Origin of the sequence: Thauera sp. SDU_THAU2, assembly GCF_038260575.1 — a bacterium.
Taxonomy (GTDB): domain Bacteria; phylum Pseudomonadota; class Gammaproteobacteria; order Burkholderiales; family Rhodocyclaceae; genus Thauera.
The window spans coordinates 1,563,229-1,585,667 of the sequence record NZ_JBBWUN010000003.1 but is presented as its reverse complement, the minus strand read 5'-3'; the positions used below and the strand labels follow the sequence as shown (position 1 = coordinate 1,585,667).

Annotated in this window: 21 protein-coding genes and 3 pseudogenes; 11 read left to right on the top strand and 13 right to left on the bottom strand. The window is 66.0% G+C overall.

What is annotated here, in order from left to right:
• Positions 1-145 precede the first annotated feature (145 nt).
• The 7 genes and pseudogenes from AAFL97_RS08690 to AAFL97_RS08660 all read left to right on the top strand — a co-directional run.
• Positions 146-1,225 carry a type I glyceraldehyde-3-phosphate dehydrogenase gene (locus tag AAFL97_RS08690; protein WP_341644567.1) on the top strand — a complete coding sequence of 360 codons (1,080 nt, stop codon included), beginning with the start codon at positions 146-148 and terminating at the stop codon, positions 1,223-1,225.
• Between the two features lie 45 nt (positions 1,226-1,270).
• Positions 1,271-1,873 carry a cytochrome c oxidase subunit 3 family protein gene (locus AAFL97_RS08685; RefSeq protein WP_341644566.1) on the top strand — a complete coding sequence of 201 codons (603 nt, stop codon included), beginning with the start codon at positions 1,271-1,273 and terminating at the stop codon, positions 1,871-1,873.
• A gap of 10 nt (positions 1,874-1,883) precedes the next feature.
• Entirely contained in the window at positions 1,884-2,162 is a 279-nt protein-coding gene (locus AAFL97_RS08680) for a cytochrome C oxidase subunit IV family protein (protein ID WP_341644565.1), read from the top strand.
• A complete protein-coding gene (locus tag AAFL97_RS08675; RefSeq protein WP_415246268.1) occupies positions 2,162-2,974 on the top strand; it encodes a CbbQ/NirQ/NorQ/GpvN family protein in 813 nt (270 codons plus the stop codon). Before AAFL97_RS08680 ends, AAFL97_RS08675 begins: the two co-directional genes overlap by 1 nt.
• A gap of 11 nt (positions 2,975-2,985) precedes the next feature.
• Positions 2,986-3,402 carry a hypothetical protein gene (locus AAFL97_RS08670; protein ID WP_341644564.1) on the top strand — a complete coding sequence of 139 codons (417 nt, stop codon included), beginning with the start codon at positions 2,986-2,988 and terminating at the stop codon, positions 3,400-3,402.
• A gap of 3 nt (positions 3,403-3,405) precedes the next feature.
• Positions 3,406-5,343, top strand: coding sequence for a nitric oxide reductase activation protein NorD (locus AAFL97_RS08665; RefSeq protein WP_341644563.1), 1,938 nt, complete (start codon positions 3,406-3,408; stop codon positions 5,341-5,343).
• Between the two features lie 8 nt (positions 5,344-5,351).
• A pseudogene (locus tag AAFL97_RS08660) lies at positions 5,352-6,104 on the top strand (Crp/Fnr family transcriptional regulator); the annotation flags it as partial.
• A 144-nt stretch (positions 6,105-6,248) separates the two neighbouring features.
• On the opposite strand, the gene AAFL97_RS08655 reads toward AAFL97_RS08660, so the two are convergent.
• The 10 genes and pseudogenes from AAFL97_RS08655 to AAFL97_RS08610 form a co-directional block, all read right to left on the bottom strand.
• Positions 6,249-7,172: an NnrS family protein gene (locus AAFL97_RS08655; RefSeq protein ID WP_341647121.1), complete on the bottom strand. Its 924-nt coding sequence runs from the start codon at positions 7,170-7,172 to the stop codon at positions 6,249-6,251.
• Between the two features lie 85 nt (positions 7,173-7,257).
• Positions 7,258-7,437 (bottom strand): annotated as a pseudogene (locus tag AAFL97_RS08650) (NnrS family protein); the annotation flags it as partial.
• Between the two features lie 33 nt (positions 7,438-7,470).
• A complete protein-coding gene (locus tag AAFL97_RS08645) occupies positions 7,471-9,051 on the bottom strand; it encodes a cytochrome D1 domain-containing protein (RefSeq protein WP_341644562.1) in 1,581 nt (526 codons plus the stop codon).
• A 77-nt stretch (positions 9,052-9,128) separates the two neighbouring features.
• Positions 9,129-10,330, bottom strand: a pseudogene (gene nirJ / locus AAFL97_RS08640) (heme d1 biosynthesis radical SAM protein NirJ).
• A 107-nt stretch (positions 10,331-10,437) separates the two neighbouring features.
• Entirely contained in the window at positions 10,438-11,523 is a 1,086-nt protein-coding gene (locus tag AAFL97_RS08635; protein WP_341644561.1) for a tartrate dehydrogenase, read from the bottom strand.
• A 22-nt stretch (positions 11,524-11,545) separates the two neighbouring features.
• On the bottom strand, positions 11,546-12,538 hold the full coding sequence (locus AAFL97_RS08630; RefSeq protein WP_341644560.1) for an asparaginase: 993 nt from the start codon (positions 12,536-12,538) through the stop codon (positions 11,546-11,548).
• An 8-nt stretch (positions 12,539-12,546) separates the two neighbouring features.
• Complete coding sequence (locus AAFL97_RS08625) at positions 12,547-13,821, bottom strand: TRAP transporter large permease (protein ID WP_341644559.1); 1,275 nt, start codon at positions 13,819-13,821, stop codon at positions 12,547-12,549.
• A 13-nt stretch (positions 13,822-13,834) separates the two neighbouring features.
• Positions 13,835-14,347 carry a TRAP transporter small permease gene (locus tag AAFL97_RS08620; protein WP_341644558.1) on the bottom strand — a complete coding sequence of 171 codons (513 nt, stop codon included), beginning with the start codon at positions 14,345-14,347 and terminating at the stop codon, positions 13,835-13,837.
• A 26-nt stretch (positions 14,348-14,373) separates the two neighbouring features.
• Positions 14,374-15,375 (bottom strand): DctP family TRAP transporter solute-binding subunit, encoded by a 1,002-nt coding sequence (locus AAFL97_RS08615; RefSeq protein ID WP_341644557.1) that lies wholly within the window; start codon positions 15,373-15,375, stop codon positions 14,374-14,376.
• Between the two features lie 71 nt (positions 15,376-15,446).
• Positions 15,447-16,841, bottom strand: a complete 1,395-nt coding sequence (locus tag AAFL97_RS08610; RefSeq protein ID WP_341644556.1) for an amidase — start codon at positions 16,839-16,841, stop codon at positions 15,447-15,449.
• Between the two features lie 88 nt (positions 16,842-16,929).
• Here AAFL97_RS08610 and AAFL97_RS08605 point away from each other — a divergent pair, with 88 nt between their 5' ends.
• The 3 genes from AAFL97_RS08605 (at position 16,930) to dtd (ending at position 19,757) form a co-directional block, all read left to right on the top strand.
• A complete protein-coding gene (locus AAFL97_RS08605) occupies positions 16,930-17,868 on the top strand; it encodes a LysR substrate-binding domain-containing protein (protein WP_341644555.1) in 939 nt (312 codons plus the stop codon).
• A gap of 75 nt (positions 17,869-17,943) precedes the next feature.
• Positions 17,944-19,230 (top strand): O-acetylhomoserine aminocarboxypropyltransferase/cysteine synthase family protein, encoded by a 1,287-nt coding sequence (locus AAFL97_RS08600; protein WP_341644554.1) that lies wholly within the window; start codon positions 17,944-17,946, stop codon positions 19,228-19,230.
• A gap of 77 nt (positions 19,231-19,307) precedes the next feature.
• Positions 19,308-19,757 (top strand): D-aminoacyl-tRNA deacylase, encoded by a 450-nt coding sequence (gene dtd, locus AAFL97_RS08595; RefSeq protein ID WP_341644553.1) that lies wholly within the window; start codon positions 19,308-19,310, stop codon positions 19,755-19,757.
• 72 nt (positions 19,758-19,829) lie between these two features.
• On the opposite strand, the gene AAFL97_RS08590 is transcribed toward dtd, so the two are convergent.
• The 3 genes from AAFL97_RS08590 to AAFL97_RS08580 form a co-directional block, all read right to left on the bottom strand.
• A complete protein-coding gene (locus AAFL97_RS08590) occupies positions 19,830-20,384 on the bottom strand; it encodes a helix-turn-helix domain-containing protein (protein ID WP_341644552.1) in 555 nt (184 codons plus the stop codon).
• 143 nt (positions 20,385-20,527) lie between these two features.
• Positions 20,528-21,166 carry a LysR substrate-binding domain-containing protein gene (locus tag AAFL97_RS08585; RefSeq protein WP_341644551.1) on the bottom strand — a complete coding sequence of 213 codons (639 nt, stop codon included), beginning with the start codon at positions 21,164-21,166 and terminating at the stop codon, positions 20,528-20,530.
• A gap of 11 nt (positions 21,167-21,177) precedes the next feature.
• On the bottom strand, positions 21,178-21,498 hold the full coding sequence (locus tag AAFL97_RS08580) for a LysR family transcriptional regulator (protein ID WP_341644550.1): 321 nt from the start codon (positions 21,496-21,498) through the stop codon (positions 21,178-21,180).
• A 13-nt stretch (positions 21,499-21,511) separates the two neighbouring features.
• Between AAFL97_RS08580 and AAFL97_RS08575 the strand changes: the two genes are divergently transcribed.
• A complete protein-coding gene (locus tag AAFL97_RS08575) occupies positions 21,512-21,685 on the top strand; it encodes a hypothetical protein (protein WP_341644549.1) in 174 nt (57 codons plus the stop codon).
• Positions 21,686-22,439: the final 754 nt, after the last annotated feature.

The following is a 22,439-nucleotide window of genomic DNA, read 5'->3' as shown; positions in this document are numbered from 1 at the left end:
GTTCTCATTATAAGAACAGATTGGAGCGCTCGAACGACCTGCCTGGAAGCCCTGTTCCCCCGATCCGAATCTGCGCAAATTCCGGCATGAGGCCATCACCCATTAGAATTCCGCTTCTCCCAGGATCCACCCACCGGAAACCATCGTGTCACACTCCCAGCCCCACGCTTCACCTCGCCCGCAGCGCATCGCCATCAACGGCTACGGCCGCATCGGGCGCTGTTACCTGCGTGCGCTGCACGAGGCCGGGCTGGCGCAGCAGTTCCGGGTGGTGGCGATCAACGAGCCGGCGGACCTGGCGAGCATCGCCTACCTGACCCGCTTCGATTCCACCCACGGCCGCTTTCCCGGCCGCGTCGAGACGCGCGACGGCCAGTTGCTGATCGACGGCCAGGCCATCGCGGTCTCGCATGCGAGCACGCCCGAAGCGGTCGACTGGACGGCCCGGGGCATCGACCTGGTGGTCGAATGCTCAGGACAATACGGCAGCCGCGCCGAGCTCGAACGCTTCCTGCATGCGGGCTGCCCGCGCCTGCTGCTGTCGCAGCCGGGCAACAGCGCCGAGGACGTCGACGCCACCGTCGTGCACGGCATCAACGACGACAGCCTGCGAGCCGATGCCCGGCTGGTGTCGAACGCGTCATGCACCACCAATGCTGCGGTGCCGGTACTGGCACTGCTGCATCGCGAATGCGGCCTCGAGAACGTGCTGCTGACCACGCTGCATTCGGCGATGAACGACCAGCCGCTGATCGACGGCTACCACCACGCCGACCTGCGCCGCACGCGTTCGGCGATGCAGTCCATCATCCCGGTGTCGACCGGCCTGGCGCGCGGCGTCGAGCGCCTGCTGCCCGAACTCGCCGGCAAAGTGCAGGCCAAGGCCATCCGCGTGCCGACGCACAACGTCTCGGCCATCGACATGGTGCTGCAGCTCGCCGGCGACACCGACGCAACGCAGATCAACCACCTGCTGCGCGCGGCCGCCGAAGGCGCGTGGCACGGACTGCTGGCCTGGTCGGACGACCCCCACGCCTCGATCGACTTCAACCACGACCCGCATTCGGCGATCGTCGACGGCGGCCAGACCCGCATGATCGGGCCGCGGCTGCTCAACCTGGTGGTATGGTTCGACAATGAATGGGGCTTTGCCAACCGCATGGCGGACGTGACGCGGTATTGGCTGGGCAGCGCGGCCGAACTCCGCGCGGAAAGGCTCAGTTAACCACGATCAAGTTAATTCCATGCCCCGCTGCCTAGACTTCGGCGCATGGAACAGGACACTCTACCCGCTGCTGCAACGCCGTCGGACGCCACCGAACCCCGGCTCGCGGGCGATCTGGCGATCTGGTTCTTCATCCTCGCCGAGTTGCTGGCCTTCGGCGTGTTCTTCGCCGCCTACGCCTTCACCCGTGCCAACAACATCGAACTGTTCGACGCCGAGCAGGCCGCGCTGAACCGCAACGCCGGCGCGCTCAACACCGTGCTGCTGCTCACCGCCAGCTATTTCGTCGTGCGCGCGGTGCAGGCCGCCGAGCACAGCCTGTCGCAGCCCTGCGCACGCTGGCTGCTGGCCGCGATCGCCTGCGGCGCCGGCTTCCTGGTGGTCAAGATGTTCGAGTACGCAGCTGCCTTCGAGCACAACATCAGCCTGTCGAGCAGCCCCTTCCACATGTTCTACCTGTCGCTGACCTTCTTCCACTTCATGCACGTGATCCTCGGCATGGTGATCCTGGTCGCGATGTGGAACGGCGCGCGCCAGGGCCGCTACCGGCCGGGCGAGATGAACGGCATCGAGACCGGCGCCGCCTACTGGCACATGGTGGATCTGGTGTGGCTGATCCTGTTCCCGCTGGTCTATGTCATCCACTGAGGAGGTGAACATGAGCTCCGACGTACATGGCACGCCGCGGCGCGCCACCCTGCTGTGGGCGACGCTGATCGTCGCCACTCTGCTGACCTGGGGCATGGGCGCGCTGGGCGCCACCGGCACCGGCGCGATCGCCGTGCTGGCTGCGATCTCGTTCTGGAAAGGCGCGGTGATCATCCTCGACTTCATGGCCCTGCGCCATGCGCCGGCATTGTGGCGCATGCTGGCGCTGGGCTGGATGGTCCTCGTCTGGGCGCTCATCGCCATCGCATACATCAAAGGAATGCCGTAATGAACATGGACAACCGCGCCGAGACGCAACAGCTCGACATCCCCTACTACCAGGCTGCCGGCGACGAAGTCGCGGTGTTCGAGCACGCCTGGAAGAACCGCCTGCCGCTGCTGATCAAGGGCCCCACCGGCTGCGGCAAGACCCGCTTCGTCGCCCACATGGCCGCCCGCCTGGGGCTGCCGCTGCATACCGTGGCCTGCCACGACGACCTCACCGCCGCCGACCTCGTCGGCCGCCACCTGATCGGCGACGGCAAGACCGTATGGTGCGACGGCCCGCTGACCCGCGCGGTGCGCGAAGGCGGCATCTGCTACCTGGACGAAGTGGTCGAGGCACGCAAGGACACCACGGTGGTGCTGCACCCGCTGGCCGACGACCGCCGCATCCTGCCGATCGACCGCACCGGCGAACTACTCGAGGCGCCGCCCAGCTTCATGCTGGTGGTGTCCTACAACCCCGGCTACCAGAACCTGCTGAAGGGCATGAAACCCTCGACCCGCCAGCGCTTCGTCAGCCTGCGCTTCGACTTCCCGCGCGCCGAGCAGGAAGAAGCGATCCTGATCGGTGAGACCGCCTGCCCGCCCGACCTCGCCCGCCGCCTGGTGGCGATCGCCGGCGCGCTGCGTGCGCTGAAGGACCGCGACCTCGAGGAAGCCGCCAGCACCCGCCTGCTGATCTATGCCGCACTGCTGATCAAGGACGGCATGGACCCGGTCGCCGCCTGCCGCGTCGGCATCGTCGAGAGCCTGACCGACGACCGCGAAGTCGCCGAGGCGCTGATGGAAGTCGTGTCGGCCACTTTCGGCCGCTGACCCGAACGGCCATGTCGACCGAACGCCCCGATCCGCTTCGCCACGCCGTACCCGGCCCGCATCTCGCCATCGCCGCCGAGGCGCTGTTCCTGATCAACCTGATGCTGGCGCCGGGCCTGGCCTTCCTCGCATTGATGTTCCTGTGGGCCAAGTACCACAAGCATCCCGATCCGCTGGTGCGCAACCACCTGCGCCAGACCGGCTGGACCTGCATCTGGGGCGGCACGCTGCTGGTGAGCCTGAGCGTCGCCATCTTCGTCCTCGGCGGCTTCGACAACCCCTGGTCGTGGGTGATCGGCGTGCTCTACTTCACCTTCGTCCATTCCGGGCTGATCCTGCTCGGCGTGCTCGGCCTGTCGCGCGCGGTCAATGGCAAGCCCTGGCGCTACCCGATCTTCGGGCCGCGCGAAGCGGATCTGGAGCGCTGAACCATGGAAGAAACCGTCGGCAAGCTCTGGCACCGCTTCATCACCCGCGCCGCGGGCGGGCATTTTCCGCAGGCCGCGGTCAGGCTGAAGGAAATCGAACGCATGACCGGCGTGTTCTTCCGCGCCCTCGGCGGCGACCCCGGCCTGCGCGTCGCCGCCGCCACCGCCGACGTGCACGGCGCGCGCCGCAGCCTGCTGTCGCGCATTGCCGGCAGCGACGAACGCACGGCCCGTGCGCGCATGGACGCCGTCACGCTGCGCCTGCCGATGGAGCTCGACGCCCTGCCCGAGCGCAGCCTGAACCGCGACCTCTACCTGTGGCTGGCCGCGCTTGCCGCTGCCAGCGGCGCGCCGGCCGGGGCCGAGGACGAAGCCGCACTGGCCGAGGCCCAGACCCGGCTTGCACCACTGCCCGAAGGCGCCAGCGCCGACGCGGCGACGCTCGAACTGCGCCTGAACCAACTCGCCACGCTGCGCGCGCTGCTGCGCTGGCCCGGTCTGCAGCCGCGCTACGAGCGCCTGGTCGCCGCAGTCATCCAGCAGCGCATCGAGCCCGCCCGCCTGCCGCCGGTCGAAGCCGAACGCGAGAACCTGATCCGCCAGGCACTGCAACAGCCCGGCAGCGTCGCCGCCCTGCCGCCCTTGCCACCCAAAGGCATGCCGAACCAGCCGGTGCTGCTGTGGCTGGGCGATCTGATGCCGGGCGAGGCCGCCACCGCCCGCGGCGGACGCGGCGCCGAAGCCAGCGCCAACGCGCAGAACAAGCGCGACGAGCGCGAAACCGAACGCCAGGCCCATCGCGTCGAACGCGTCGACCAGCCGCAGGAAAAGCACGGCCTGCTGATGATCTTCCGCGCCGAGAGCCTGCTGTCGGTGGCCGAATTCCTCAAGGTCAAGCGCAGCACCGACGACGACCCCGACGACAACGCCGCCGACGCCGCCGCCAACCTCGAACAGCTCGCGCTGTCGCGCGACGAGGAGCGCGTCGCCTCCAAGGTGCGCTTCGACCTCGACCTGCCTTCCGCCGCCGAGGACGACGTCGTGCTCGGCGACGGCATCCCGCTGCCGGAATGGGACTACCGCAAGGGCCTGCTGCGCGAGGACCACGTCCGCCTGCAGGAATTCACCGCCTCGCCACACGACCCGCGCGCCGCGCCGACGCCGCTGCCGCCCCACCTGCACCGCACTGCGCACCACCTGCACCGCCAGTTTGCCGCGCTGCAGCCCGGCCGGCGCTGGCTCAAGGGCCGCATCGACGGCAGCGAGCTCGACCTCGACGCGGTGGTGCGCGCCGCCACCGACCGCGCCATCGGCCAGCATCCGTCCGACCAGCTCTACCTGTCGCTGGAAAAGCGCGAACGCGACCTCGCCTGCCTGGCGCTGGCCGACCTGTCGCTGTCCACCGATGCCTGGATTTCGTCGGAGGCGCGCGTCATCGACGTCATCCGCGATTCGCTGCTGCTGTTCGGCGAAGCGCTGTCGGCCACCGGCGACCGCTTCGCGCTGTGCGGCTTCTCCTCGGTCAAGCGCAGCAACGTCCGCTTCCACCACCTGAAGACTTTCTCGCAGCGCTTCGACGACGCCGCGCGCGGCCGCATCATGGCGATCAAGCCGGGCTACTACACCCGCCTGGGCGCGGCGATCCGCCACGCCACCAGCGTGCTCGAAAAGCAGGCTGCTGCGCGGCGCGTGCTGCTGATCCTGTCCGACGGCAAGCCCAACGACCTCGATCTCTACGACGGCCGCTACGGCATCGAGGACACTCGCGTCGCCGTCATCGAGGCGCGCGGCCGCGGCATCGTGCCCTTCTGCGTCACCATCGACCGCGAGGGCGCCAGCTACCTGCCGCACCTGTTCGGCCCCGGCGGCTACGCAGTGATCCGCCAGCCCGACGAATTGCCCGCCCGGCTGCCGCTGTTCTACGCCCAACTGACCCGTTGATCGACGCCATGAACCATTTCGACACCCCATGCCAGGAAGCCATGCGCGAAGCCGACCCGGCCGCCGGGGCCGTTCCGCTGGCACCCGAAGTCGAGCGCCTGTGCCGCCTGCTTCGCCACGCCTCGCTGTTCCAGGGCCTGGGCTGCAGCGAGATCGCCCGCTTCGCCCGCGGCGTGCGCGAAATCAAGGCGACCAAGGGCGAGATCCTGTTCCATCGCGGCGATACCTGCACCGGCTTCCACCTGATCCTGTCCGGCCAGATCAAGCTTGCCTTCACTTCGTCCGAAGGCAACGAGAAAGTGGTCGACATCCTGCGCCCCGGGCAGAGCTTCGGCGAAGCGGTGATGTTCATGGACAAACCCTACGTCGTGATGGCGCAGGCGCTGACCGACAGCGCCCTGCTGCACATCGGCAAGCAGGTGTTGTTCGAGGAGATGGGCAACGACCCGGATTTCTGCCACAAGATCATCGCCGGCCTCTCCCAGCGCCTGCATCGCCTGATGGGCGACGTCGAAAGCTACTCGCTGCGCTCCGGCCGCGAGCGCATCATCGGCTACCTGCTGCGCGAGGAGGAACTGAGCGGCGAATGCAACGAAAGCGGCCGCGTCTCGATCCGCCTGCCCACCAGCAAGGGCACCATCGCCTCGCGGCTCAACCTGACGCAGGAACACTTCTCCCGCATCCTGCACGAACTGACCAGTTCCGGCCTGATCGAGGTCGAAGGCCGCACCATCCACATCCCGGACATCGAGCGGCTGCGCAGCGCCTGGATTGAAGAAAAATCCGGCCCAGCTTCCAGCCAGAAAGCAAGGCCCGGGGCACACAGCAAAAAACCAGCCGATGCGGCTGGTTTTTTTGCTGTATCGAAGACTGAACTACGTCACTGGCCTCCTGCGGCACTCCCCCTACCCCGCCTTGCCATCCACCCTCGCCTTCAGCAGGAAAGGCGTGTAGCGCCACAGGTAGAGCGCGAAGCCGATCGCCCACAGCGTGGCGGCGGCGTGGATGCCACCAGTGGCGGCAACGGGAACGGCGGCCACGGTCAGCACGCGGGCCAGCGCCGCCAGTTGCACCACCACGTAGGCGGCGGTCTCGATCGGGCCGGCCACCAGCATGCGGCCGGTGTGGCCGAGCGCGGTGCGGGTGATCATGCCGATGATCAGTCCGCCGGTGGCGCCGATCGCCAGTGCGTGGATGCCGGCGGTGCGCGGCAGCAGGCCGAGCTGGGCCAGGCCGATCAGGGCCAGGCCGATCGGAATCCACAGGTAGGACAGGTGCAGGATCCACAGCAGCGGCACCTTGCGCGTCGCCCACGGATTCCAGCCGCCGACACGCAGCAGTTGCAGCACCCCGGCGGCGAAGGACAGCACGGCAGCCCAGGCACCCGCCCCGACCGCCCACAGCAGCAGCGCGATACCGGTGGAGACCGCCGCCGCCCAGTCGAGGCGCACGTCGCGCCACTGCTTGATGCCGCGGATCACGTTGAAGGTAAACATCGGGATCACGCGTCCGCCGATGATGGTCTCCAGTACCACGATCAGGCCCAGCGCGAGATGCATCGCCGCCAGCGGATCGGCGCCGATGACGCCCAGCACCGCGAGATGGAACACAAGGTTGGCCAGCGACAGCAGGCCCGGCAGCACACCGACGAAGTAGTTGCGCTTGCTCTTGGCGCGCGTCAGCACGCGCAGCAGCAGCGCAGCGGCCACCGGCAGGAAAGCGAGATCGATCACCGCCACCCATACGCCACTGCCGAAGGCCATCGCCAGCCGGCCGGCCAGCCATAGCGCGGCGAGTGCGGCGAGCTGGCCGCCGGCCGGCGTGTCCAGTCCGGTCCAGTTGCGCGCGGCGGTGGAACAGGAAACCGATGATGACCGCCGCGGCGAAGCCGAAGATCATCTCGTGCGCGTGCCACCACATGCCGGGAATCGGCGTCTGCAGCGCACCCGAGAAGACGACCACCCAGATCGGCACGGCAATCGCGGCGAAGGCCGCGGCCAGCAGGTAGAAGGGACGGAAGCCGAGCGCCCACAGCGAGAAGGTGTCGGGCGGGATGCGTTTGGTGCTCGGTTCTTCGAGGGGGATCAGGGCCATGGTCTTACTCTTCGTCAGGGATTGCGGGGGCACTCAATGGCTGGTGCCCTCTTCGCGTGTGATCTTGTTCCACACATTGTATTTGCCCACCGGCTTTCTCATCGGCAGGCGCTTCACTTCCTCGAGGGTCTGGGCGTCATAGACGATGACCGCGCCCTCGTCTTCCCACAGGCTGGCCAGCGCGTAGCGGCCGTCGCGGGTGAATTCGATGTGTGCCAGGGTCTTTCCCGGCTCGCCGGTGATTTCCTTGACCACTTCCAGCGTCTGCTTGTCGATGACCTGCAGGATGTGCTTGGCCTGCTGGCTCATCATCGAATCGACGAAAGCATAACGGCTGTTGGCGTGGCTGCGCAGGAAGAAGCCGGGGCCGCGGGTGGGGATACGCTTGATGACCTCCCAGCTCTTCATGTCGATCACCGTCACTTCGCCAGCCTTCAGGTTGGTGCTCGCCATCACCGTGCGCGGCTTGCCGTCGGCACCTGTCCACTCCCAGGTGATGCCCGAACCCAGGTGCGGCATGCCGTCCAGCGGCAGGTCGGCGATCTTGCGGCGGATGTCGAGGTTGACCACCTGGCCGACGCCTTCGCGCGAGGCGCCCATCAGTTCGGCGTAGTCCTGGGTGAAGAAGAAGTCGTCCAGCACTTCCTGCAGGATGGTGCGGCGCGGGTTCAGGTAGCCGGGGATGAAGCTGCCCTCCTTCTGCGCGTAGTCGTGGATGAAGCCGGTGGGGATGTCTTCGACCGCCTTGGTGTAGCTGATCTCCCACACTTCCGGCACGTCCTTCAGCGCGGCGATGAAGGACTGGCGCGGCGTGGCGTCATACACCGCCGACACGCGCGAGCTGTGCTTGCCGTCGCGGTCGGTGGCGGCGATGGTCTTGACCAGGTTCAGGTCGCCGTCGAGCAGTACCAGGGTATTGGGCAGGTAGTTGGCCACCGCGACGTGCTGGCCGTCCGGCGATGCGGCGACGTTGCGGGTGTTGATGCCCGCCCTCACCTCGGCCACCACCTTCAGGTTCCACAGGTCGTACTTGGTGATCCAGCCGTCGCGCGAGCCGAAGAACACGTAGCGCCCGTCGGCGGCGAACTTCGGGCCGCCGTGCAGCGCGAAGCGCGACTGGAAGCGGTGGATGGGTTCGAGCTTGTCGCCGTCGAGCACGCTGACGTGGTGGTCGCCGCCTTCGACGACGAGGAAGACGTTCATCGGATCGGCATCGAACACCGGCGTGTCGGACAGCGTGGCCGGATCGACATGCCGGATGTAGGACGCGCGGATGTCTTCGTCGGTCCACCGCGGCGGCGGCGCGACCGGGCTGTAGATCCAGTCGACCAGCGCGGCGATCTCGTCCTTGTTCAACTGCTCGGCGAAGCCCAGCATCTGCGTCGCGGTGCGCCCCTCGGCGACGATCTTCAGCGCCTCGGGCTTGCGCAGGCGGGACAGGTTGTCCGGCAGCAGCGCCGGCCCCATGCCGCCGAGGCGGTCAGGCGCATGGCAGGCGGCGCAGTGCTGGGCGTACAGCGCGGAAACGTCGGGACGGGCCGTGTCGGCTGCGTTGCCGCTGCCGGCCGCCAGCATCGCGGCACCGAACAGGATCACGCCCAGCGACGTCTTCATCGCCGGACTGCCCCAGGACGAAAACACTCCGTCAAAGGACAGCGCCGCAACATTGCTGCGAGCGCAGGAATTCTTTCTCATGCCGGCACCTTCGCGATACGCGTCCAGGGTGTGGTGACGACGCGCTCGCCGCCGCCGGCGAAGCCGATCTCGTCGTCGTCCAGATAACAGCCCGGATCTTCCGCCCACGGATTGCCGGTGATCTGCGAGGCGCGCGCACGCGCGAGCTGCCGTTGCAGATGTCCAGGTAGCGGCAGCCGCCGCAGCGGCCTTCGAGCAGACGCGGGTGCTGCTTCAGCCCGGCCAGCAGTGGATTGTCCGGATCGTTCCAGATCTCGCCGAAGGCGCGCTTGCGCACGTCGCCCAGCGGCACGTGCCACCACATCGTGTCCGGATGCACGATGCCGAGGTTGTCGATGTTGGCCACGTTCACGCCGCTGGCGTTGCCGCCCCACTGGCGCAGCTTGGCCTCGATGTGGGCGGCGCGCTCGGGGAAGCGGCGCTGCACCCACTGCAGCAGGAAAGGCCCGTCGGCATCGTTGTTGCCGGTGACGAAGTCCTTCTCGATGCCGCGCCGGTGCAGGTCCAGGCAGGTCTCGAACAGCAGCTCCATCGCCTCGCGCGTGGTACGGTGGCGGGCATCGCCGGCACGGTTCTTGTTGCCGCGGCCGGCGTAGTTGAGGTGGGAAAAATAGAACTTGTCGATGCCCTCGTCCTCGACCAGCTTCAGCAGCGCACGCAAGTCGTGGGCATTGCCTTCGGTCATGGTGTAGCGCACACCGACCTTGATGCCGCGCTCCAGGCACAGCCGGATGCCGGCCATCGAGGCCTCGAAAGCGCCCTGCTTGCGGCGGAAATGGTCGTGCGTGGCACCGATGCCGTCCAGGCTGACGCCGACGTAGTCGAAGCCGATGTCGTCGATCGCATCGATGTTCGAAGCGTCGATCAGCGTGCCGTTGGACGACAGCGCGGTGTAGAAGCCCATGCCCTTGGCGCGGCGGGCGATGTCGAAGATGTCCGGCCGCAGCAGCGGCTCGCCGCCCGACAGGATCAGCACCGGCACCCGCGCGACCTTCAGGTCGTCCATGACCTTGAACACTTCGGCCGTGTTCAGCTCGCCGGGAAAGTCCTTGTCCGCCGAGATCGAGTAACAGTGCTCACAGGTCAGGTTGCAGCGCCGGATCAGGTTCCAGATGACCACCGGGCCGGGCGGATTGCGGCGCGGGCCGACCGGCGTGGGTTGATCGAGTTCGCGGATGAAGTTGGCGATGCGGAACATGAGGGCTCTCCTGTGTGGAGCCCATTAGAGCCGAGCGCCCGGCGGGGGAAAATGATGCGGGTCAAGGGATGGCCGGAAACGGGCTGCCGCCGCATCCGGCCTCGCGCTCAGGCGCGCCCGAGCAGATCCGCGACCGCCTTGCCCATCACGGTCGTATCCGCATCGCCGCCCAGGTCCGGCGTGCGCGGGCCGTGCTCCAGCACCTGCTCGATCGCACGCAGCAGTTCCTGCGCCGCTGCCGCGCAGGCGGGCTGGCGCTCGCCGAGGAATTCGAGCATCAGCGCCGCCGACCAGATCATGCCCACCGGGTTGGCGATGTTGCGGCCGTAGATGTCCGGCGCGGAACCATGCACCGGCTCGAACAGCGAGGGGAAACGGCGCTCCGGGTTCAGGTTGGCCGACGGTGCGATGCCGATGGTGCCGGTGCAGGCCGGCCCGAGGTCCGACAGGATGTCGCCGAACAGGTTGGACGCCACCACCACGTCGAAGCGCTCCGGCGACAGCACGAAGCGCGCCGACAGGATGTCGATGTGGTACTTGTCCCAGCGCACCTCGGGATGGCCGGCGGCAACCGCTTCGAGGCGCTCGTCCCAGTACGGCATGCTGATCGCGATGCCGTTGGACTTGGTCGCCGAGGTCAGGTGCTTGCGCTCGCGCCGGGCGGCGAGCTGGAATGCGTATTCGAGCACGCGATCGACGCCGTGGCGCGAGAAGACCGATTCCTGGATGACGATCTCGCGCTCGGTGCCGCCGTAGATGCGGCCGCCGAGGTCGGTGTATTCGCCTTCGGTGTTCTCGCGCACGACCAGGAAGTCGATGTCGCCCGGCTTCTTGCCGGCCAGCGGGCACGGCACGCCGGGCATCAGCCGCACCGGGCGGAGATTGATGTACTGGTCGAACTCGCGGCGGAACTTCAGCAGCGAACCCCACAGCGAAATGTGGTCCGGCACGACCTCGGGCCAGCCGACGGCGCCGAACAGGATCGCGTCGAAGCCCTTCAGGCGCTCGAACCAGTCCGGCGGCAGCATGTCGCCATGCTGCTGGTAGTACTCGGCGCAAGCCCAGTCGAAATGCTCGAACACCAGTTCGAGGCCGTGCCGCTGCTGCAGCGCCTCCAGCGCGCGCATCGCTTCGGGCATGACTTCCTTGCCGATTCCATCCCCCGGAATCACGGCGATCTTGAGTGCGGACATTTTTTGTTCCTTGTCGAGAGAGTCAGCAGCGCTCCCGCTGCCAGATGAATGCTTGCCGCAAGGCCTCGGGCTCACGCATGCCCGCCGCCAGGGCGACCGCCAGCCGGATGCGGGCCTTGCGTGCCGACAGGTGGGCCACGGCGATCGCGCCCGCCTGTTCGAGTTCGTGCAGCGAACCCGCGAACTGGTAGCTCTGGTGAGTAGCGCCGTGAAGCGTGCTGCTGCACACCAGCACCACCAGCCCGTCGGCGATGGCTTCGCGCAGCACCGGCATCCAGTCCGGCGGCACGTGGCCGCGGCCCACGCCATCGACCACCAGGCCGGCCGGAGCGCTGGCGAGCACGGCCGCCAGCATCTCACGCGAGGCGCCGCCATAGGCCGGCACGATATCCACCCTGGGCAGCGCCGCTTCGTGGCTCAGGCGCGGCTGGCGCGCCGGATGTTGCAGCAGCGCGACGCGGCCGTTGTCGATGAAGCCCAGGCAGCCCAGGCCGGGCGCATCGAAGCCGTCGAGCCGGAAACTGCTCACCTTGCGCACGAAGCCGGCGCCGTAGAGCGATTCGTTGAAGGCGACGAGCACTCCCAGGCCGCGGCAGGCATCGGCGGCGGCGGCTTCGATCGCGCGCCGGAGGTTGATGTAGGCATCGCTGCCCAGCGCATGCGGCACGCGCTGGGCGCCGGTCACCACCACCGGCACCCGGCTCGTGTCGAGCACGCATTCCAGGTAGTAGGCGGTGTCTTCCAGCGTGTCCGTGCCGTGGGTGACGACGATGCCGTCGGCCTTCCCCGCAGCCATCAGCGCGGCGCACTCACGCGCGATCAGGATCCAGTCGCCGGCATCGACCGCATTGCTCGGCTTCTGCAGCACCGAATGCACTTCGAGGCGGATCCCGCCGTCCAGCGCCAGCGCCTGCACCAGCGCCTCGCCGGGCAGCGCACCGGAAACGTCGCGTCCGTCCTTGCCCGGCGCGCTGGCGATGGTGCCGCCGGTCGATAGCAGATGGATGGTTTTCATCGCCGTCCTCAATACAGGGTGTTGGGCAGCAGCATGCTGATCGCCGGAATGTAGGTCACCAGCAGCAGCGCGACGACCATCAGAAGGATGGTGGGCAGCGCCGCGCGGAAGATCTCGTACAGCGTCATCCTGGCAATGCCCATGGCGACGAACAGGTTCAGGCCCACCGGCGGCGTCAGCATGCCGACCGAAAGGTTCACCAGGGTGATGATGCCGAAATACACCGCGTCGACGCCCACCTGCGCGGCGATCGGCTGCATCAGCGGCGCCAGGATGATGATCGCCGACGCGCTGTCGAGGAAGCAGCCGGCGACCAGCATGATGACGTTGAACAGCAGCATGATCAGCAGCGGCGAGTCGGTGCTCGACAGGACCTGGGTCGCGATCTGGGTCGGCGTGCCGGTCGAGGCCAGGATCCACGAGAACGCCGATGCGCCGGCGGTGATCAGCAGCAGCGTGCCCGACAGCAGGCCGGTGTTGCGCAGAATCTCGAGCAGGCTGCGCAGGCCGATGTTGCGATAGATCACCGCACCGACGAACCAGCCGTACAGGCATGCGCTCGCCGCCGACTCGGTCGGCGTGAATACGCCGCTGTAGATGCCGCCGAGCAGGATCACCGGCAGGCCCAGGCCCCAGGCCGCGCGCCCGAAGCCATGGACGATCTGGCGCAGCGTCGGGAAAGGGTCGCGCGGGTATTTGCGCAGGATCGAATACCAGGTGGTATAGCCGATCAGCAGGCTGCCGATCAGCAGCGCGGGCAGCAGGCCGCCGGCGAACAGCTTGCCCACCGACGTGCCGGTGACCGAACCGTAGATGATCAGAGCGATGCTCGGCGGCACGATCGGGCCGAGCGTACCGGCGGTGGCGATGAGGCCGATGGCGAAGTACTTGTCGTAGCCCGCCTTGACCATCGCCGGGTACATGATCGTGCCGATGGCGATCACCGTCGCCGGGCTGGAACCCGAGATCGAGCCGAAGAACAGGCAGGCCAGCACCGTGGCTGCCGCCAGCCCGCCGGGCAGCCAGCCGATCAGCACCTTGGCCAGTTCGATCAGGCGGTCCGACAGGCCGCCGATGCGCATCAGCTCGGCGGCGAGGATGAAGAAAGGGATGGACATCAGGGAGAAATTGTTCATCCCCGAGAACATCCGCATCGGCACCACCAGCGGGTCGATGCCGCCGGAGATGCCCAGCACCGCGGTGACGGCAAAAGCGAGGGCGGCGAAGATCGGCAGCCCGAACAGCAGCAGGCTGAAGAAGATCGGAACCAGGGCGGAAATCATGATTCGGCGCTCCTCAGGTCGTCGGGCTGATCGAAGTCAGCAACGGCTGGTAGTCCCGCCCGCTCCACAGCGTCCGCAGGATCAGCAGATAGCGCAGGGTCATGAACACGCCGGCGATCGGAATCGACAGATAGACGTAGGCCACCGGAATCTGCATGGCCGGCGACAACTGCCCCATGTTCAGGGTGTTGATGAACAGCCGCCCGCCATAGTGGATCAGCGAAACGGCGAACAGCAGGCCGAGTACCGCGGCCACGTACTTCAGTACCCGCGTGAGCCGGGGCCCGGCAAAGGCGTAGAGCATCTCCACCGCAATGTGGGCGGCATACCTCACTCCCATGCTGGCGGCGAGAAAGCTCATCGTGATCAGCGAATACAGGATGAGCTCCTCCGACCAGTAAAGGGAGTTGTTGAAGACATACCGCGCCGCGACCTGGACGATGGCGACGACGGTGGCGACCAGCATCAGGACCACCATCATCACGTTCTCGACCCAGTCGATGCATTTGTTGAGCGCTTCTAGCATTGCCGTCCCCTGTCACGATTCCGGGATCAGTTGCCGGCCGAGGCCTTGACGGCCTTCTGCAGCAGGGCCGGCGTCACCCGGCCTTCGAACTGCTTGTAGATCGGCTGCGACTTCTCGATGAAGGCGGCGCGCCCTTCCGGCGTCAGCTCGCGGATCTCGATCTTGTCCTTGATCTCGGCGATGATCCGCGCCTCGTCTTCGTCGGTGAGCTGGCGCCCATGGTCGCGGCCGGCGTCGAAGGCGTCGCGCATGACCTGCTTGAGGTCGTCGGGCAGCGAATTCCAGGCCGCCTTGTTCATCACCGCGGCATAGGTGTGGTAGGCGTGCCCGGTCAGCGTCATGTACTTCTGCACTTCGTGGAAGCGCATCGAGTAGATGTTGGCCAAGGGGTTTTCCTGGCCTTCGACGACGCCCTGCTGCAGGCCGTTGTAGACCTCGGTGAAGGCCATCGCGGTCGGGTTGGCGCCGAAGGCGCGGTAGGTGGCGAGGATCGCCGGCGCCTGCAGGGTACGCATCTTGATGTTCTTCAGGTCGTCCGGGCCGGTGATCGGACGGACGTTGTTGGTCATGTGGCGAAAACCCGCGCCCCAGAAATTCACCCCGTACAGGTTGCTCTTGTCGAGCGTGTCGAGCAGTTCGCGCCCGACCTCGCCGTCCAGCACGCGCTTCATCGCCGCGCTGTCGGGCAGCAGGAAGGGCAGGTCGAACAGGTACATCTTCGGCTCGAAGTTGGCCAGGTTGCCGGTCGGCGGAATCGCGATGTGCACCAGCCCCATCTGGGTCTGCTCGATGATCTCGACGTCGCCGCCCAGTTGCGCCGCCGGGCGGATGTTGATCGCGATCCGCCCCTTGGAATTGCGTTCGACCTCTTCCTTGAACTTCACCGCCGCCTTGGCGTTCGGCGTGCTTTCGACCAGCACGTGGGCGAAGGTGAAATTGAAATCCGCGGCATGCGCCGCACCGGCGAACAGCGCGCCGACGACGGATGCGGCAACGATCTTTTTCCAGCTCTTGTTGTTGGCAAACATGCGAGTCTCCTCCTTGGTAACACACAGCAAAAAAACGACGGAATGCGGCAGGGCCGCTCAGGCAGGGCCGCTCAGGCAAGGGCCGGTGCGCGGCCGAGAATGTCCGGCCCGCGGCCGATCAGCGCCTCGACCGCCAGGCCGATGCCGATCAGGCGCGCTTCGGCCATCGGCGCCCCCATCAGTTGCAGGCCGACCGGCATCCGCCGGGCATCGAAGCCCACCGGCAGGGTCAGCGCGCACCAGCCGAACAGATTGCCGATCACGGTATTGCGCAAGGCCATCATGTTGGCCCGGGCATAGGCGGCGCCGTCGGCGATGTCGTCCAGCAGGGGCGGCGTGACGGCGACGGTGGGCGCCAGCAGCGCATCGACGTCGGCGAACACCGCCGTCGCCCGCGACGCGCAGTCCCGCAGCACCTGCTTGCGGCGCAGGTACTCGACCGAGGACACCTGCTCCGCCGCGGCGACGCGCGCACGCACGACCGGGTCGAGGCGCTCGATCCGCTCCGGGAATTCCATGTTCATGAACGCGGCGAGTTCGGACGCCGCCAGGCCGCCCTGGCGGAAGATGTCGTACACCTCGTCGCAGTGCGGCACCCGCAGCCGGACGACGTGCGCTCCGGCGCGCGCCAGCTGGTCGATGGCGGCGGAAACGCTTTCGCCGATGCCCGGGTCGAGCGACTCCCAGAAGAAATTGTCGGCCACGCCCAGACGCAGCCCGGCCAGCGAGGGCATGGCGCAGACAGGCCGGCTTTCACCGCACGGAGTGTCGATGGCGGCAAAGGCGAAAGCCATGTCCTCCACGCTGCGGGTCAGCAGGCCGGCGGTGTCCAGCGAGGGCGACAGCGGCACGATGCCGGCCAGCGGCCAGCGGCCATGCGTGGTCTTGAGTCCGACCTGGCCGGTCATCGACGCCGGCACCCGCACCGATCCGGCGGTGTCGGTGCCGAGCGCGACGAGCGCACTGCCCTGCGCCAGCGAAACCCCGGCGCCCGAGCTGGAGCCGCCCGGCGTCCGCTGCCCGTCGGTACTCCAGGGGTTGAACGGCGTTCCCCAGTGCGCATTGACGCCGAGCCCGCCGAAGGCGAATTCGACGGTATGCGTCTTGCCCATCACGATGCCGAACTGGCGCAGCACCGCACCCGCAACCGGGCCGGCCGCCTCCCAGGCGGCGGGCAGCGCCTGGTCGGTACCGGCGAACACCGGCATGCCCGGCACGCCGTAGAGATCCTTGACCGACACCGGCAAGCCCATCAGCGGGCCGAAGTCCATCCCGCTGTCGAACAGCCCGTCCACCGACTGGGCGAGCAGACGTGCGGCATCGCCGTTCCAGCTCTTCCAGGCATTCAGCAGCGGCTCGCTGCGCTCATGGGCGGCACGGCAGCAATCGACGATTTCGACCGCGCTGAACTTGCGGCTGCGCAGCCCGCGGGCCAGTTCGGCAAGCGAGAGACCGGTTGCGTTCAAGCTCTTTCCCCTTCCTTGGCTTCATTCGATGGATCGATAAGTTCAATTCATCGTACGATCCGGGAAAGGACCGAACAAGCAGCCGGAATTGAAATCAGTTTTTACGAATCAGAACAACAAATTCTCCATCGAAGACCTGCAGGTGTTCTGCGAAGTGGTGCGGACACTGAATTTCTCGCAGGCGGCACAGCGCCTCGGCAGTTCGCCGGCCTACATCACCAAGCGCATCCAGACGCTGGAAACCCAGCTCGAATGCAAGCTCTTCCACCGTTCGACGCGCCATGTGTCGCTGACCGAACAAGGCGAGCAGGTGTATGAGCTGGGGCGGCGGATTCTTGACAGCGTCATCGAGCTGCACGAGGAACTCGGCGTCAAGCGCAACGAACCGCGCGGCGTGCTGCGGGTATCCACCAGCTTCGGCTTCGGCCGCCGGGTGGTCGGCGAGAGCCTGGCCGAGTTCTCGCGCAAGTACCCCGAAATCCAGGTCCGGCTCGACGTGCTGGATCACCTGCTCGACCTCGCGCAGAACAAGATCGACCTCGACATCCGGATCGGCGACGTCATCTCGCCGCACTACATCGCCAGGCGCCTGGCACGCAACCACCGGGTGCTCTGCGCCTCGCCCTCGTACGTCGAAGAGCATGGCGCGCCGGCCGACCTGCGCGCACTGACGCAGCAAAACTGCCTGATCATCAAGGAGCGCGACCACCCGGTCGGCTTGTGGAAGCTGACGCGGCGCGGCCACAGCTACAACGTCAAGGTGCGCGGCTCGCTGGTCACCAACAACGGCGAAATCGCCGTCGCCTGGGCGCTGCGCGGGCACGGCATCACGCTGCGTTCGATCTGGGACGTGGGCAGCCATCTGCAAACCGGCGCGCTGGTGACGGTACTGCCGGAATACACCCAGGAAGCCAACATCTGGGCCGTCTATCCGGAGCGCCTGAGTTCATCGGCCAAGATCAAGCTCTGCGTCAAGCACATGGAAGAATATTTCCAGCGCTGGGAACAGGAGCAGACGGCCTCCTAGCCAGACTGCCTCCGCCATCCACGCCGCCCTCGCTATACTCTCGCCACACATCCACCCACAGGGGAGACCCGTCGCATGAAGCTCGAAACCATCGCCGTGCATGGCGGCTATTCGCCGGAACCCACGACCAAGGCCGTCGCGGTGCCGATCTACCAGACCACGTCCTACGCCTTCGACGACACCCAGCACGGCGCCGACCTGTTCGACCTCAAGGTGGCGGGCAACATCTACACCCGCATCACCAACCCGACCAACGCGGTGCTCGAGCAGCGTGTGGCCGAGCTGGAAGGCGGCATCGGCGCGCTGGCGGTGGCGTCGGGCATGTCGGCGATCACCTATGCGATCCAGACCATCGCCGAGGCCGGCGACAACATCGTCTCGGCGACAGCGCTGTACGGCGGCACCTACAACCTGTTCGCCCACACCCTGCCCCAATTCGGCATCGAAGTGCGCTTCGCCGACTCCGGCGACCCCGACAGCTTTGCCGGGCTGATCGACGAGCGCACCAAGGCGATCTACTGCGAATCGGTCGGCAATCCGCTGGGCAACATCACCGACATCGGCCGCCTGGCCGAGATCGCGCACAAGGCCGGCGTGCCGCTGATCGTGGACAACACCGTGCCCTCGCCCTACCTGTGCCGCCCCTTCGAGCACGGCGCCGACATTGTCGTGCACGCGCTGACCAAGTACCTGGGCGGCCACGGCAACTCGCTCGGCGGCGTGATCGTCGATTCCGGCAAGTTCCCGTGGGCCGAGCACAAGGCGCGCTTCCGCCGCCTGAACGAGCCGGAAGTGTCCTACCACGGCGTGGTCTATACCGAGGCGCTCGGCCCGGCGGCCTTCATCGGCCGGGCGCGGACGGTGCCGCTGCGCAACACCGGCGCGGCGCTGTCGCCGTTCAACACCTTCCTGATCCTGCAGGGCATCGAGACCCTGGCGCTGCGCATGGACCGCATCTGCGACAACGCCGTGAAGGTGGCGCAGTACCTGAAGGGCCACGCCAAGGTGGAATGGGTGAACTACGCCGGCCTGCCCGACCACCCCGACCACGGCCTGGTGCAGAAGTACATGGGCGGCCGCGCCTCGGGCATCCTGTCCTTCGGCGTCAAAGGGGACGGAAACAGGGGCGGCATCGAAGGCGGCACCCGCTTCCAGGACGCGCTGAAGCTGTTCACCCGCCTGGTCAACATCGGCGACGCCAAGTCGCTCGCCTGCCACCCGGCCTCGACCACCCACCGCCAGCTGTCGCCGGAAGAACTGGCCAAGGCCGGCGTGACCACCGACATGGTGCGGCTGTCGATCGGCATCGAGCACATCGACGACCTGATCGACGACCTGGAACAGGCGCTCGCCGCCGTCTGACCGAAAGCGCCGCCACCCCGGCGGCGCATCCACGCCCGGCGCCCTTCTGGGCGCCGGCCTGAAGGCTCCCGAAAAAAATGCTCGCAGTCCTGCAGCGCGTCTCCGAAGCGCGCGTCGTCGTCGATGGCGACACCATCGGCGAAATCGGCCCCGGCCTGCTCGCGCTGGTCTGCGCCGAGCGCGGCGACACACCGGCCGAAGCCGACAAGCTGCTCACCAGAATCCTGAAGCTGCGCATCTTCGCCGACGAGGCCGGCAGGATGAACCGCTCGCTGCAGGACGTCGGCGGCGGCCTGCTGGTGGTCAGCCAGTTCACGCTGGCGGCGGACACCGGCGGCGGCAACCGCCCGAGTTTCAGCAAGGCCGCCGACCCGCGCACCGGCGAAGCGCTGTACGAGCACTTCGTCGCCAGCGCGCGCGCCGCACATCCGGTGGTGCAGACCGGACGCTTCGCCGCAGACATGAAAGTCCGGCTGGTCAACGACGGGCCGGTGACGATTCCGCTGCGGATTCCGCCGCCCGGCTGATCATTTGCAAGCAAATACGGCCTCGATTGGTCGAGGCGACCCACATTGCCGCAGGTGCGGCGCCCGGCATCATCACGGCTCGATACGCGAGCACACCCACAAGACCTTGGCGTTATCCGGGCCGCCGGAGACGATGGCACGGCACATGGTGCTGTCGAAATAGCAGGAATCACCTTCAGACAATCGCAGCGGCGCATAGCAGTCCGTATGCTCCACGGCTGTACCGCTCATCACGTAGATGAACTCCTCGCCGTCATGGCTCAGAAACTCCGAAAAATCGGACGTCTCGTGCGCCTTGATCGTGGTCACCAGCGGGATGAAGCGCTTGGCCATGAGATCGCTGTGCAGCACCTCGTATTCGTACTGCCGGGTCCGGTGGAACGCCCCCTGGTCGCGATAGGTGACGCTGCGCCGCGCATGCACCGCCGGCCGCTCCGGCCCGCGGAACAACTCGCCGACTTCCACATCCAGGCCTAAAGCCAGCGCAGCGATCTTCTCGTAGGTAGGCGACAGCTGTCCGTTCTCGATCTTCGACAGGGTCGATACCGAAATCCCAGTGCGCTTGCTGAGTTGCTGCAAAGTCACCCTCGCTGTTGCGCACAGAGCACGCAGTTTGTTGCCCAGCACGCTGCATGAACGGGTTCAGAAACAAGAACTACTCTCACCTAGCGGAGCTTGCATCAAAAAAACAGTGCTGCCATCGGCGCGGGACGGCTGCAACTCTCGACTCGACCCACGGATACGTCATGTTCCGTTTAGGTCATGACATTTCAGTTTCCCCTCTTTATGGATTCGATGTGGGCGGCAGCATCGGCACATAAATTCCCGACAAGTGTCACTTCCTTCATGAACAGGCAGGTTGCCGGCGAGAGGGTCGTGCCCTTGCGCGTCACCAGTTCGTAAGGCTCACTACGTGAATACAAGTGGATTGGCAGCATCGATACCATGCCGGAATCGCAGAACGGTTGTGCCGCGTCGACCGACATCAGTGCCACCGATCTGCAATCATGCCGGAGCATGGAAATGCTGGTGAAAGCAGAAGCAGTCTCGATCGGATAAAGGGGGAACTGCAGGTTCGCTTCATGGAACTCACGTTCCAGCAAAAGCCGCATCGGCATGTTGGCCGGATAGACGATCCATGAAATGTCCGCCAGGTCGGCCAGCGTCACCTGCTCACGCTGGACCAGGGGGTTCCCCGGATGACAGATGACAGCCAATTGCTCCTCGTGAATGTTCAGGCTGTCGTAAAGATATGGGCGCTGATTCACCCGGGAACGGCAAATGGCCGCATCGAGCCGCCCCCTGTCGAGCAGGCTGAGCAGACGCGCACTGGTATCTTCGACGATTTCAATAGAAATGGCCGGCTGCTGGCTTCGGACCCGCGAAAGGGCAGTCGATATCAGGGGCACCGCCCCCATGATCAACCCAACCGAGAGCCGCCCCCCTTTCCTTGCTGCATGCTCTCCAGTTCCTCATGGAAATGTGCGAGATCGGAGTAGATCAAACGCGCATACCTCACCGCACAGAGTCCCATGTCGGTGATTTCGAGCCCTTTGTAAGTGCGCTGGAACAACTGCACGCCCAGCAGGGCTTCAATCTCGTTCAAAGCCTTGGTGGCTCCCGGTTGGGTAAGCGCCACGGCTTCTGCAGCTTTCTGCACCGTGCCATGCTCATGTAGCGCGATCAGCAGGCGCAGATGCCGCATGCGCAAGCGAGAAACAAGTAAAGTCAGTGAGGACATGATTTCCTGTCATATGGCCGTCAGCGATTGTCACCTGGATAGATTAACAGTAATTTCAGGTAAATCAAAAACCGGCCAATTTACGGATGCCGGAGTGCCTGGGATCACGATTTACGGTATTGATCACCACTGGAACAATCAAGCACCCGGCATCAAACTTGAATATATCCAAAAAATACAGCAATAAGTCGTCACTCGACGGCAAGAGACAATGGTTCCCATGGCCGCACCCCGAGAATTGATTCCCGAATATTCATAAGAAATGACGATCAGCCTGAGAACAAGCACTCGATAATCGTCAGGATTAACGGCCACAGTATCTTCAGGCATTCCCGCCAAGCATTCAAGACACGATTCCATTCGGCCAGGCGAAAACCATGAGATCCGGCATTCCCACTGCGCATCGATGTCATTGGACTGAACAGCCCGACTGAAAGGCAGCCGTGCCGCACAGCAGCGCCGCCGCCCCTTGGGTATGAATTTTTGTTATGCACCCATCAGCCGTTGTCATTACTGCAACCCGAATCACGTTGATATAGTTTTGGCGAAGCAAGGCCCATGGAGGCCGACGCCTGAAGACAACTATTAAAGCAAACGAGACACATGGCACCGATTGGCCACGAAAGCCGGATCGAAGCCATGACCTGGAACCATTTCTCCGCCCGTCACCGGCACACATATGGCTGTATTGCAATGGATGGCCTGATCAGATGCAGCCTCTGCCGATGAACAGCCACTTCACGCAACTGGCTCAGGCCGTGGCCATTCAGAAAATCGCCCGAGAATTCATTTCGCCTGAATTCAGGCACTGCAGGATGCCATTCGGAGGAATGGCATCAGACAGGTGGTGAATCCCTTGCCTGCTTCGTCAGGCCAGGAAATGACTTGCCGACGCCATGGAATTTCGCACGACGAAGCCCCGATCCATGCAAGCGGCAGAA

Excerpts from the sequence above, each read along its gene's own strand:
- AAFL97_RS08685 (WP_341644566.1), top strand. The coding sequence starts at position 1,271 with ATGGAACAGGACACTCTACCCGCTGCTGCAACGCCGTCGGACGCCACC.
- AAFL97_RS08680 (WP_341644565.1), top strand. The coding sequence starts at position 1,884 with ATGAGCTCCGACGTACATGGCACGCCGCGGCGCGCCACCCTGCTGTGG.
- AAFL97_RS08675 (WP_415246268.1), top strand. The coding sequence starts at position 2,162 with ATGAACATGGACAACCGCGCCGAGACGCAACAGCTCGACATCCCCTAC.
- AAFL97_RS08670 (WP_341644564.1), top strand. The coding sequence starts at position 2,986 with ATGTCGACCGAACGCCCCGATCCGCTTCGCCACGCCGTACCCGGCCCG.
- AAFL97_RS08665 (WP_341644563.1), top strand. The coding sequence starts at position 3,406 with ATGGAAGAAACCGTCGGCAAGCTCTGGCACCGCTTCATCACCCGCGCC.
- AAFL97_RS08645 (WP_341644562.1), bottom strand. The coding sequence starts at position 9,051 with ATGAAGACGTCGCTGGGCGTGATCCTGTTCGGTGCCGCGATGCTGGCG.
- AAFL97_RS08635 (WP_341644561.1), bottom strand. The coding sequence starts at position 11,523 with ATGTCCGCACTCAAGATCGCCGTGATTCCGGGGGATGGAATCGGCAAG.
- AAFL97_RS08630 (WP_341644560.1), bottom strand. The coding sequence starts at position 12,538 with ATGAAAACCATCCATCTGCTATCGACCGGCGGCACCATCGCCAGCGCG.
- AAFL97_RS08625 (WP_341644559.1), bottom strand. The coding sequence starts at position 13,821 with ATGATTTCCGCCCTGGTTCCGATCTTCTTCAGCCTGCTGCTGTTCGGG.
- AAFL97_RS08620 (WP_341644558.1), bottom strand. The coding sequence starts at position 14,347 with ATGCTAGAAGCGCTCAACAAATGCATCGACTGGGTCGAGAACGTGATG.
- AAFL97_RS08615 (WP_341644557.1), bottom strand. The coding sequence starts at position 15,375 with ATGTTTGCCAACAACAAGAGCTGGAAAAAGATCGTTGCCGCATCCGTC.
- AAFL97_RS08600 (WP_341644554.1), top strand. The coding sequence starts at position 17,944 with ATGAAGCTCGAAACCATCGCCGTGCATGGCGGCTATTCGCCGGAACCC.
- dtd (WP_341644553.1), top strand. The coding sequence starts at position 19,308 with ATGCTCGCAGTCCTGCAGCGCGTCTCCGAAGCGCGCGTCGTCGTCGAT.
- AAFL97_RS08580 (WP_341644550.1), bottom strand. The coding sequence starts at position 21,498 with ATGTCCTCACTGACTTTACTTGTTTCTCGCTTGCGCATGCGGCATCTG.
- AAFL97_RS08575 (WP_341644549.1), top strand. The coding sequence starts at position 21,512 with ATGGCCGTCAGCGATTGTCACCTGGATAGATTAACAGTAATTTCAGGT.